The organism is Rhodococcus sp. NFXS4 (genome assembly GCF_058139645.1).
Genome location: NZ_CP192221.1, coordinates 3,192,561 through 3,203,806 on the forward strand (window position 1 = coordinate 3,192,561; position 11,246 = coordinate 3,203,806).

The 11,246-nt window shown below is 69.1% G+C and carries 9 protein-coding genes; 7 read left to right on the forward strand and 2 right to left on the reverse strand.

What is annotated here, in order from left to right:
• The first annotated feature begins 121 nt into the window (after positions 1 to 121).
• Positions 122 to 3,673, forward strand: coding sequence for a carboxylic acid reductase (gene car, locus J4E04_RS14930; RefSeq protein WP_490148912.1), 3,552 nt, complete (start codon positions 122 to 124; stop codon positions 3,671 to 3,673).
• 7 nt (positions 3,674 to 3,680) lie between these two features.
• Here the strand turns inward: car and J4E04_RS14935 are convergent, their stop codons facing one another.
• Positions 3,681 to 5,036 carry an NADH:flavin oxidoreductase/NADH oxidase family protein gene (locus J4E04_RS14935; protein ID WP_222638243.1) on the reverse strand — a complete coding sequence of 452 codons (1,356 nt, stop codon included), beginning with the start codon at positions 5,034 to 5,036 and terminating at the stop codon, positions 3,681 to 3,683.
• Positions 5,037 to 5,162: 126 nt separating this feature from the next.
• On the opposite strand from J4E04_RS14935, the gene J4E04_RS14940 reads away from it, so the two are divergent.
• The 5 genes from J4E04_RS14940 to J4E04_RS14960 all read left to right on the forward strand — a co-directional run bounded on the left by J4E04_RS14940 (position 5,163) and on the right by J4E04_RS14960 (position 9,689).
• Positions 5,163 to 6,647, forward strand: coding sequence for a flavin-containing monooxygenase (locus J4E04_RS14940; RefSeq protein ID WP_490148913.1), 1,485 nt, complete (start codon positions 5,163 to 5,165; stop codon positions 6,645 to 6,647).
• Positions 6,644 to 7,522: an SDR family NAD(P)-dependent oxidoreductase gene (locus tag J4E04_RS14945; RefSeq protein WP_490148914.1), complete on the forward strand. Its 879-nt coding sequence runs from the start codon at positions 6,644 to 6,646 to the stop codon at positions 7,520 to 7,522. Before J4E04_RS14940 ends, J4E04_RS14945 begins: the two co-directional genes overlap by 4 nt.
• Positions 7,523 to 7,603: 81 nt before the next feature.
• Complete coding sequence (locus J4E04_RS14950) at positions 7,604 to 8,755, forward strand: GGDEF domain-containing protein (protein ID WP_222638245.1); 1,152 nt, start codon at positions 7,604 to 7,606, stop codon at positions 8,753 to 8,755.
• Between the two features lie 8 nt (positions 8,756 to 8,763).
• Positions 8,764 to 9,402, forward strand: a complete 639-nt coding sequence (locus J4E04_RS14955; protein WP_051612942.1) for a TetR/AcrR family transcriptional regulator — start codon at positions 8,764 to 8,766, stop codon at positions 9,400 to 9,402.
• 68 nt (positions 9,403 to 9,470) lie between these two features.
• Entirely contained in the window at positions 9,471 to 9,689 is a 219-nt protein-coding gene (locus tag J4E04_RS14960) for a hypothetical protein (RefSeq protein ID WP_027503999.1), read from the forward strand.
• 1 nt (position 9,690) lies between these two features.
• On the opposite strand, the gene J4E04_RS14965 is transcribed toward J4E04_RS14960, so the two are convergent.
• Entirely contained in the window at positions 9,691 to 10,302 is a 612-nt protein-coding gene (locus tag J4E04_RS14965; RefSeq protein ID WP_222646112.1) for a TetR/AcrR family transcriptional regulator, read from the reverse strand.
• 253 nt (positions 10,303 to 10,555) lie between these two features.
• Here J4E04_RS14965 and J4E04_RS14970 point away from each other — a divergent pair, with 253 nt between their 5' ends.
• On the forward strand, positions 10,556 to 11,227 hold the full coding sequence (locus J4E04_RS14970) for an HAD-IA family hydrolase (protein WP_027504000.1): 672 nt from the start codon (positions 10,556 to 10,558) through the stop codon (positions 11,225 to 11,227).
• Positions 11,228 to 11,246: the final 19 nt, after the last annotated feature.

Sequence of the window (11,246 nt, forward strand, 5' to 3'; positions counted from 1 at the left end):
CTCGGGCACGCTATGTCGCACATCACGTTTCCGGAGGTCCGCGAGGGCTTACTCTTACTTCGAGTAACGATATACCGCGCGACGGGGACCGCGCGACGTCGATCAGAGGGGGAAACACAGCATGACCAGCACCATCACATCAGGAGACACACGGACCGACGCTGTCGCCGCCCGCGCGGCACACCTGTTCGACACCGACGCCGAGGTGCGCGCCGCGGCCGCCGATCCCGCGGTGTCGGCACAGGTGGCGGACCTGACGCCCGATCTGCACGCCATGGTCGAGGTGGTCATGGACCGCTACGCAGACCGGCCCGCGCTGGGTCGCCGGGCGTACGACGTCGAGCCCGCGGACGACGGTCGCCGGGTGCGTCGGCTCCAGCAGCGCATGGACACCATCACCTATGGATCGCTGTGGTCCGATGCCCTCGATCTCGCGACCGCACTCGGCGACGTCGCCACTCCGGACACCTTCGTCGCGACCCTGGGGTTCGCCGGTGCCGACTACGTCGTCGCCGAACTGGCGACGGTCCGGACCGGTGCCGTCGCCGTTCCCCTTCAGTCCGGCGCCGCTCCCGGACGCCTCGCCGACATCGCCGCCGAGGTCGAGCCTGTCGCACTCGTCGTCGACAACGAACAGTTGTCCACCGCCACGGCTGTGGCCGCCGCGTGCCCGAGCATCCGCCGCATCGTCGTCCTCGACCACGACGACCGTGTGGACGACGACGAGGACCGCCTCGCCGAGGCTCGACGATCCGCACCGGGCACGGTGCTCGCGATCGAGACGCTGCGGGAGGCGATCGCACGCGGTCGCACTCTCCCCCGGCTCGCCGGCCCCGAGGCCGTCGATCCCGACCGGATCGCCACGTTGATCTACACCTCCGGCAGTACCGGGACCCCGAAGGGCGCCATCCACACCCAGCGCATCGTCTCGCGCCTGTGGTCGACGTCCCACTGGTACGACCAGAGCGCGGAGTCCGACGAGGCCGGGCGACCCGGTGCGATCACGCTGGACTACCTGCCCATGAGCCATCTCGCCGGGCGCGCGGTGGTGTTCACGACCCTGGCAGCCGGCGGCATCGTGTACTTCGCGAGTTCGAGCGATCTGTCCACGCTTCTCGACGACTACGCACTCGCCCGGCCGACCGTGGCCATGCTGGTTCCCCGCGTGTGCGATCTACTGCGTCAGACAGCCCTCGGACGCATCGAGACCCGGGCGCACCGCACCGGCGAGAGCGCGGACGCCGTCCGCGCCGAGGTCCTCGAGGACATGCGATCCACCACTCTCGGTGGCCGCATCCTCTCCGCAGTGGTGGGTACCGCGCCGACCTCCCCCGAGGTCATCGACTTCGTCTCCGAACTCCTGGACACGACGGTGCAGAACAATTACGGCTCCACCGAGGCCGGCATGGTGTTGTTCGACGGCGTCGTCCAGCGGCCGCCGGTGCTCGAGTACCGCCTCGACGACGTTCCGGAGCTCGGGTACGCGGTGACCGACCGCCCCTACCCGCGCGGTGAGCTTCTCCTCAAGACCGATTCCCTCGTGCCCGGCTACTACAAGCGGCCGGACGTGACGGCCGAGATGTTCAGTGCGGACGGCTTCTACCGCACCGGGGACGTGGTCGCGGAGACGGAGCCGGACCATCTCGTGTACGTCGATCGCCGCAAGAACGTGCTGAAACTGGCGCAGGGCGAGTTCGTCGCCCTCTCGCGCCTGGAGTCGATCTACGCGTCCGCCGACGCCGTCGACCAGATCCATCTGCACGGCAGCGGCGAGCGGTCCTACCTCCTCGCCGTGGTCGTGCCCGCCGACGGAGCCGACACCGCCACCGTGCTCGACTCCCTGCAGGCCCTCGCGCGCGAGGAGCAGCTCGAGTCCTACGAGGTTCCGCGCGACATCGTCCTGGCCGCGGAGCCCTTCACGCAGGAGAACGGTCTGCTCTCGGGAGCGAACAAGCAGCTGCGTCCCGCTCTGACGGCGCGCTACGGCGAGGCGCTCGAGGACAGGTACCGCGAGATCGACGAGGGCCAGACGGCGAAGATGAGCGAACTACGCCGCCGCGGCGCCGACGCACCCGTCCTGGAGACCGTCGGCGAGGCCGCCGCGGCGTTGCTGGGATGCGCCGGCACGGAGGTCTCACCCGATGCGCACTTCACCGACCTCGGCGGTGACTCGTTGTCCGCGTTGACGTTCGCCACCCTGCTGCAGGACATCTTCGAGGTGGACGTCCCCGTCACGGTCGTCATCGCGCCGTCGTCCGACCTCGCGGCGATCGCGACCCACATCGAGCGGCGACGCGGCGACGCGGATGCCACGGGAGCCGCGACCTTCGCCTCGGTGCACGGAGCGCACGCGACGCAGGCCCGTGCCGATCAGCTGACGCTGAGCGCCGTCCTCGGCGACGAGTTCCTCTCGTCCGCGGCTGACGTGGGACCGGTGCGCACCGACACCCGGACCGTGTTGCTCACGGGCGCCAACGGATACCTCGGGCGCTTCCTGTGCCTGGAGTGGCTCGAACGCCAGGCCGCGGTCGGCGGCACCGTCGTGTGCCTCGTGCGCGGACGCACCGCGGCGGACGCTCGTGCCCGTCTCGACACCGCGTTCGACACCGGCGACCCGGCCCTGTTGTCGCGGTGGACGACGCTGGCCGACACCGCGCTCGAGGTCGTCGTCGGCGACGTGGGCGAGGCGAACCTGGGCGTGAGCGACGAGGAGTACGCGTCGCTGGCCGAGCGGGTCGACCGCATCGTGCATCCCGCGGCGCTCGTCAATCACGCGCTGCCGTACGAGCAGTTGTTCGGCCCCAACGTGATCGGCACCGCCGAGATCGCCCGGCTCGCCCTGACGCATCACCTCAAGCCGGTGACCTACCTGTCCACCGTGGCCGTCGCGGCGGGCGTCGAGGCCTTCTCCGAGGACGGCGACATCCGCGAGATCAGTCCGGTCCGCGCCCTCGACGAGTCGTACGCCAACGGATACGGCACCTCCAAGTGGGCGGGTGAAGTGGTGCTGCGCAACGCCTCCGACGCCTTCGGACTCCCCGTGACCGTCTTCCGTTCGGACATGATCCTGGCGCATCCCCGGTGGACCGGTCAGCTCAACGTCCCGGACATCTTCACCCGCACGGTGCTGTCGCTGATCGCCACCGGAATCGCCCCGGAGACGTTCTACCGGCAGGACACGGGCGCACCCGTCGACGATGCAGGGCGGCCGCGCGCACACTACGACGGACTCCCCGCCGATTTCACCGCAGCGGCGATCACCGAGCTCGGTGGCAGCGCGACGTCGGGACACCGGACTTTCGACGTGCTCAATCCGCACGACGACGGCATCTCTCTCGACACCGTCGTCGACTGGATCATTCAGTCCGGCAGAACGATTCGGCGCATCGCCGACTACGACACGTGGTTCGCCGAGTTCTCCGACGCGCTCGAGTCCCTGCCGTCGGCGCAGCGGTCCGCCTCGGTGCTGCCGCTGCGGCACGCCTACGCGCGGCCGGACCTGCCGACCGCCGGGTCACCCCTGCCGGCCGAGGTGTTCCGTGCCGCGGTCCGCGACACGTCGACACCGGGGTCGGCACTGGCGGACATCGACGACATCCCGCACCTGTCGCGCGATCTCGTCGCGAAGTACGTGCGTGATCTCGAGGCGCTGGGGTTGATCCCGACGGTTTGACAGCCGATCAGCGTCCGGTGCGTGACCGAACGAGCCGGACGGCGGGATCGAGGATCCGATGGCGTGCGAGCGCGAACACTGTCCCCACGGGGGAGCTCGCACCGCCACCGGATCCTCGCCGCGCCGCGGTGAAAGCGTCGATCCCGTTGCGCTGCAACGACGACAGCATCGTCTTCGCCACGGGCCGAGCCGGATCCGGATCCTTGCCGGCACCCATCAGATGCAACTGATCGGTGTGCCACTGCAGATCGAGCAGTCCCCCCAGCGACCGGACCGAGCGGTGGGTCGCGAAGCGGGCCGGCACCGGAACGGAGATGGACGGGCTGGGCAGTGTGCTGACGGTGCCGTCGAGAACGTCCCGTGCCGCTCCGGGCAGGACGGCGGTCGGGCGGCCGAGTCCCACCATCTGACACGCACCGGACCGCACCGCGTCCGACATTCCGTCGCGCGTGCGGAACCCACCGGTCACGGCGAGCGGGATGTGGGGAGCGAGGTCGCGCACCGTGACGGCGTAGTCGAGGAAGTACGCCTCGCGCGACGCCGTACTGGCCGACACCGCGGTGCCCATCATCGCGGGCGACTCGTAGCTGCCGCCGCTGATCTCGATGAGATCGACCGGCAGATCACCGATCATCGAGACCACCTCACGGGACTCGTCCTCGCTGAAACCGCCGCGCTGGAAGTCCGCCGAGTTGAGTTTGATGCCGACGGCGAAGCCCGGGGAGACGGCGGCCCGTACTCGTCGCACCACCTCGAGCAGGAAACGCGCGCGGCCCTCGATGTCGCCGCCCCACTCGTCGGTCCGCAGGTTCGTCAGGGGCGAGAGGAACTGGCTGACGAGGTAACCGTGGGCGGCGTGGATCTGCACTCCGTCGAACCCCGCCTCCTCGGCCACCGCGGCCGTCGTCGCGAACCGCGACAGGATGTCCTCGATCTCCGCGCCGCTGGCCGCGCGGGGCGCCGGGATCCCGGGGATGTCCAGGCCCACCGCGGACGGCGCCAGGGTGCCGCCGACCGTCGTCACCGGGTTGCCCTGACGGCCGGGGTGGTTGATCTGCATCCAGATCGGACTGCCACCGTCCTGCGCCGTCTTCGCCCAGCGGGAGAGGGCGTCCAGGTCGCGTCCGTCCGCAACCGCGACGTTGCCGGGCTCGCCCAGATGCCGGTGGTCGACCATGACGTTCCCGGTGACGAGGAGCCCGTAGCCACCATCGCCCCAGCGGCGGTAGAGACGCGACAGTCTCTCGTCCGGGGCGTTGTCACGGGTACCCAGCGCTTCGCTGAGCGCGGACTTCATGATCCGGTTCGGCAGGACCTGTCCGTTGGGCAACGTCAGCGGTGCGGACAGCGACACGTCAGGCATGGAACCCCTCGTCGGGTGAATGGGTGGGTGGATCCGTTCCCCGGAGTACACCAGATGTGGTGTGATGATAGCTGTCATCACTTGCCGCGGTGTCCGTGAACGGGCGCCCCACCACTCGGGAGCGCGATGCGCAGCGTCACGGTCGTCATCATCGGCAGCGGGTTCGGTGGGCAGTGCGCCGCCATCGAACTGCTGCGTCGCGGCATCGACGACATCGTCGTCCTGGAACGACGCGAGTTCGCCGGCGGAACCTGGCGGCAGAACTCCTACCCCGGAGCGGCCGTCGACGTGCAGAGCCCGCTCTACTCGATCGCGTCCGAGCCGTACGACTGGTCGCAGATGTTCGCGGTGCAGAGCGAGCTCGAGGACTACACCCGCCACGTCGTGGACAAGCACGGTCTCGACGATCTCACCGTGCTCGGCGCCGAGGTGCAGCGCATCGAGTGGGTCGACGACTCCTGGCACGTCACGACCACAGCGGGTGACTATCGTGCGCAGTTCGTGGTCAACGCGACCGGGCCGCTCAGCACGCCTGTCGTTCCGCCCTTCCCGGGTCGCGAGAGTTTCGCGGGCGCCCAGTTCCACACCAACGCGTGGGACCACGACGTCCCCCTCGCCGGCGCGCGTGTCGCCATCGTCGGCAGTGGTGCGAGCGCGGCGCAGATCATCCCGGCCGTTCAGCCCGAGGTGGGTGAGCTCCACGTCTTCCAGCGGTCCCCGCACTGGGTGATGCCCCGACCCGATCGGAAGTTTCGACCCTGGGAACGCCGTGCCCTGCGGGTGGGCTTCGTGCGTCGAGCACTGCGCGCGGCCATCTACTGGAAGCTCGAGGCCCGGATCATCGGCTTCAAGTACTCGAAGGTCGGCCTCTGGCTGTTCGCCGAGCGTCACGCACGGAATCTGCTCCGCGACCAGGTGGCGGACCCCGATCTCCGGGCCAGGCTGACACCGGACTACACGATCGGGTGCAAGCGGATCATCCTGTCCAACACGCTGTATCCCGCCATCAGCTCCGCGAACACGACGCTCCACGACCGTGACGACGGCATCGCCGAAGTCACCCCCACCGGCATCACCACCGCGACGGGGCGCGAGATCCCCCTCGACGTGATCGTGTGGTCCACCGGATACGACGCCACCGACGGCGTTATCTCCTACCCGGTCATCGGCCGGAACGGCACCGCGCTCCGCGACGTGTGGTCCGACTACCCGAGGGCCTATCTGGGCACGACCGTCCCCGACTTCCCCAACTTGTTCATCGTCACCGGACCGAACACCGGGATCGGCCACACGAGCGCCATCTTCGTCATCGAGGCCCAGATGCGGTACATCATGTCGGCCATCGAGCACGCTCGGCGGACGTCGTCGCGCACGGTGGAGGTCACCCGCGCCGCCGAGGAGCGCTACACCGCGATGATCCACGACGAGATGACACGCACGGTGTGGCAGAACGGTGGCTGCACGAGCTGGTACAAGTCCGCGTCCGGACGCGTGATCGCCATGTTCCCCGGCTTCAGCTTCACCTACCGCAGACTGGCCGGCTCGTTCCGGGACGACGACCACGTCCTGCGGCCCGCGTCGACCGACACCGAGAGAGCGGCAGCGTCATGATCTCCGGCACCCCGGGCATGTTCCGGAGATCCCCGCGGCTCCGCCTCGACGGGCGCGTGGCCGTCGTGACGGGGGCCGGCGGCGGCATCGGATCCGCCGTCGCGCGCGAACTCGTCTCCCGCGGCGCCGCGGTCGCGCTGCTCGACGTCGCTCCGTCCGTCGACGACGTCGCTCGTGCCCTGGGCGACCGGGCGATCGCCCTCCGCGTGGACGTGACGTCTCCCGACGAACTTCGTGCGGCCGTCGCCACCGTCCACGACCGGTTCGGCGGGATCGACGTGGTGCACGCCAACGCGGGCATCTCGAGCGGCGACACCGCGTACACCGTGGCTACCGTTCCCGACGGTGTCTTCGAACGTGTCGTCTCGGTCAACCTGAACGGCGTGTGGAACACGATCCGGGCGACACTGCCGGACATCGTCGCCGCCCGCGGCCACGTGCTGATCACATCGTCGACCTACGCCTATCTCAACGGCCTGGCGAACGCTCCGTACGCCGCGACCAAGGCCGCGGTGGAGCAGATCGGTCGCGCCCTGCGTGCAGAGCTCGCTCACACGGGCGCGACCGCGGGGATCCTGTACCCGGGGTGGGTCGCGACCCCCATCGCTGACGTGGCCTTCGGCGCCGACGACATCGCGACCGCTCTGGTGGCGCGAGCCTTCCCCGCACCCCTTCTCACGCCCATCTCCCCCGAGGCTCTCGCGGCGGGAGCGGTGGACGGTATCGAGCGACGAGCAGCACGGATCCAGCTTCCGGGACGGTGGCGGGCCTATTCGGCGATGCGCGGGATGGCGAACCCGCTGTCCGATCTCGTGCTGGAGAAGGACCGGACGATCCGGACGCTCGTCGCGCGGCTCGAACGTCGAGAGCCCTGATTCGGCTATTTCCCCGTTTGTGACCCCCACACTGGTCATCAGCACCACCAGTGTCCGTTGTCACGGGTATCGTTCCGACGCATGACGCTCGCCGCGCTGCTCCGGGAATGCTGGACCGCCCAGCGTGACACGCAGCAGTTGCGGCTGTTCGTGGAGTCGCGCGGTCTCGCGCGATGGATGCGCGGTCTGATCTCCTGCCTCACCCTCGTCGTCACGGCCATCGCGATCCTGTCGCTCGGATCGCCGTCCGGGGCGCAGGGTCTCGTCGACCGCGCGGTCGTCGTCGTGACCATCGTGGGCGGAATCGGCTGGGCCGTGCGCTGGAACGTCGCGCACTGGCCGTCCTTCCGCGAGTCCGTCGTCTTCTTCGCCTACGCCGACATCGCCATCGCCGTGGTCTGCTTCCTCGACTCGAGTTCGCTCGCGGGTCTGAGCGGCGCCGGACTCCTGGTGCTCCTCGGGACCTACGCGACCTTCCTGCTGGGGCCACGAGTGTTACTCGTGCACGTCCTGTGGTGCGCGTTCTCCATCACGGTCCTCGCCGTGAAGGTCGCGCTCGATCCCGAGTACGACCTCACCATCGCCGTCGCGAAGGCGATCATGCTGACCGTCGTCGGCGTGGTGGTCCCCCTCGTGATCGAGCTGGGTGTCCATCTCATCCGCGTCGACGCGGACAAGTCGTTGACCGATCCGCTCACAGGCCTCAGCAACCGCCGGGGGCTCGAGTCCCGACTGATGCTCCTCGCCGACGACATGCGTTCCACGACCACCCGCGCCGCCGCTGCCCACCCGGTGGCTGCCGTGATCGTGCTCGACCTCGACAAGTTCAAGGCGATCAACGACGAACTCGGGCACAACGTCGGCGACGAGGTGCTGGTGCGCGTCGGACACAGCCTGGTGCGCGCAGCGGGACCCACCGCCGTGGTCACACGCCACGGCGGCGAGGAGTTCCTCGTCTTCGATCTGTACGACGACGCGCTCGCGGCGTTGCGGGCCGCCCGCGCCGTCCGCGACGCGGTGGCGGAGAGGATCCCGGGGCCGGCGGTCACCGCCAGTGTCGGGCTCGCGATGGCGAGCACGACCGCCCTGCTGCACGATCGCCGGCGCCTGTCGGCCACTCTCACCGAACTCGTCGATCGGGGCGACACCGCGATGTACCGGGCGAAGCGATCGGGTGGGCACTGCGTCGCCGTGGACGGGGGAACGGCGCGCGGTCTCGCGTCGACCGGTTGAATGGTGGCGTGACCGATCCATCGCCCGCACGTACCTACGGCGGGGAGAGCGCCGAGGAGCGCACGGCTCGTCGCCGGCGCCAACTGCTCGACGCGGGGCGCGCGTCCTTCGGATCGGTGGGTTTCCGAGCGTCGACGGTGCGCGGCATCTGTCGTGACGCGCATGTCGCCGATCGCTACTTCTACGAGCTGTTCCCCACTCTCGAGGACCTCCTGGTCGAGGTGTACCGCGAGTGCATCGCCACACTGACCCGATCCACCACGGCGGCGGTCGACGACCTGCCCGCCGGGACGGACCCGCTGACGCTCTCACGTCACGGCCTCGACGGCTTCTTCCGCGCCGTGGAGGACCGTGAGCTCGCACGGATCGTGTGGCTCGAGGTGCTCGGGGTGAGCCCACGGGTGGACCGCACGTATCTCGACACGATGCACGGATTCGGTGAGCTGATGGTGGGGCTCCTCGGCCGCCACACGCCGGACATTGCCGTCGGTAGTTCCCTCGACAGATTGGCCACCGCCGCTGTCGGCGGCATCAGCCACACCGCCATGACCTGGCTCATGGACGGGTACCGAGCGGACAGAACCGATCTCGTTCACGGGACCGCCCGGTTCCTCGCCGCGGTGGTCGGTGCGGCCGAGCCCGAGTAATTCGGTCGACGCGGTCCCCCCTCGGGTGTTTCAGTGGTGCGAACCGACCACGACTCGAGGACGCACGCATGTATCCGACCGATCCCGACGTGTTCCTGCTCGTCCGACGGCAGGAACACGCGACCTTCACCCGCGACGCCGAGCACCGGCGCGTGGCTCGCGCCCGCGCACGCCTCGCCCACGACGAACTCCGCGTCCAGCGCGCATGGGAGGAACTGACGGCGGCACTGGCCGAGTCCGCGCAGTCGCGGCAGTCCCTGGCCGACCTGGTGCACAGCAGCCGCTGAGTCAGCGTTCGTTGCCCCGAAGTTCGATGCCCCGAAGGAGGATGTCGACGGCGGCCTCGATGGTGGCGTCGTCGGGCAGCGTCCCGTACATCAGCGTCGGGCAGACCACGGAGCCGGACAGCATGGACACCGCCGCCTCGAGCTCCGGGCCCTGGATCACCGCACCGAGCATCTGCCGAGTGTGCTTCTCGCCGTCGTCGACGATGCGGCGGCGCACCCGGCCGATCTCGGCGACGGTGGCCCCCCACTGCGCCATGGCCATGAGCACGCGATCGAGGCGCTGCGTGGCGATGGCGTCGCGGAGCATCCGCAGCTCACCGATCAGGTCCGTGCGGACGTCGCCGACCAGGTCGTGATGCGGCATGTCGCCGATCGCCTCGAGAGCCATGGTGAGCAGGTCGGAACGGGACGGCCAGTGCGTGTACAGCGTGGTCTTGGAGTAACCGGCCACCCGTGCGACGTGCGCGTGGGTCACCGCCTCCCACCCCTCGCCTGTCAGCACCTCGAGCGCGGCGCGCGAGACGTCCGCGCGTGTGCGAGCGACGCGGGCGTCCTCTGCCACGGCGTCGGGCTCTGTTCCGATTCCGTTCTCGTCCGACGGGGTATCACTCATCGCGTCACTCACCTCCTCGGTCGCTGTGCTTCGAAATTCGGGCTTCGAAATTCTGGCATCGAAGTTCGAGGGTTGAAGTTACGCGAATGTCGGGTGCAGACCTATTGAACTAAATGTTCATTACTGTACTGTTGAACCAGCTTCGTGCACGGCATTTCGACCGCGAACTCCCCCACCATCATTCGCGACGGGTCATCCGTCGCCTCGGGCCTCGGCGCAGCACAGCGTCGGGCCGGTCCACGGAAGGACACCGATGTCTGCCATCCTCTTCGGCTCCATCAGCACTCTCGCCGACACGTCCGAGCTCCAGCGACGCGCCTTCAACGAGGCGTTCTCCTCGCACGGGCTCGACTGGAACTGGTCACGCGACGACTACCGGTCCATGCTCGGTTCCAACGGCGGCGCGAACCGGATCGAGGACTTCGCGGCGTCCGAGGGCGTCGAGGTCGACGCCTCCGCGGTGCACGCGACCAAGTCGGAGATCTTCCGGTCCCTCCTCTCCTCGGCCGGTGTGAGCCCGCGACCCGGCGTCGTGGACACCATCGCCGCGGCGAAGAAGTCGGGCGCCAAGCTCGGCTTCGTCACGACCACGTCGAAGGAGAACGTCGACGCCGTGCTCGAGGCGCTGTCCCCCGAGGTCACTCGCGACTCCTTCGACGTCCTCGTCGACGCGGACGACGTCGAGCAGGGCAAGCCCGACCCCGCGTCCTACGCCTTCGCCCTCGACAAGCTGGGCGAACAGCCCTCCGCTTGCGTCGCGATCGAGGACAACGCCGGTGGTGTGGCCGCCGCAGCCGCAGCCGACATCACCTGCGTCGCGTTCCCGAACGAGAACACGGCCGGCAGCGACTTCTCCTCGGCATCGGAGACGGTCGAATCCCTCGACCCCGCTCGCATCGAATCTCTGGTGACGGCTCGACAGTGACCTTCACCGGTCGACTCCA

What these genes read in the sequence shown, in the direction of transcription:
- car (WP_490148912.1), top strand. Translation starts at nt 122, where the DNA reads ATGACCAGCACCATCACATCAGGAGACACACGGACCGACGCTGTCGCC.
- J4E04_RS14935 (WP_222638243.1), bottom strand. Translation starts at nt 5,036, where the DNA reads ATGCCTGACGTGTCGCTGTCCGCACCGCTGACGTTGCCCAACGGACAG.
- J4E04_RS14940 (WP_490148913.1), top strand. Translation starts at nt 5,163, where the DNA reads ATGCGCAGCGTCACGGTCGTCATCATCGGCAGCGGGTTCGGTGGGCAG.
- J4E04_RS14945 (WP_490148914.1), top strand. Translation starts at nt 6,644, where the DNA reads ATGATCTCCGGCACCCCGGGCATGTTCCGGAGATCCCCGCGGCTCCGC.
- J4E04_RS14950 (WP_222638245.1), top strand. Translation starts at nt 7,604, where the DNA reads ATGACGCTCGCCGCGCTGCTCCGGGAATGCTGGACCGCCCAGCGTGAC.
- J4E04_RS14960 (WP_027503999.1), top strand. Translation starts at nt 9,471, where the DNA reads ATGTATCCGACCGATCCCGACGTGTTCCTGCTCGTCCGACGGCAGGAA.
- J4E04_RS14965 (WP_222646112.1), bottom strand. Translation starts at nt 10,302, where the DNA reads ATGAGTGATACCCCGTCGGACGAGAACGGAATCGGAACAGAGCCCGAC.
- J4E04_RS14970 (WP_027504000.1), top strand. Translation starts at nt 10,556, where the DNA reads ATGTCTGCCATCCTCTTCGGCTCCATCAGCACTCTCGCCGACACGTCC.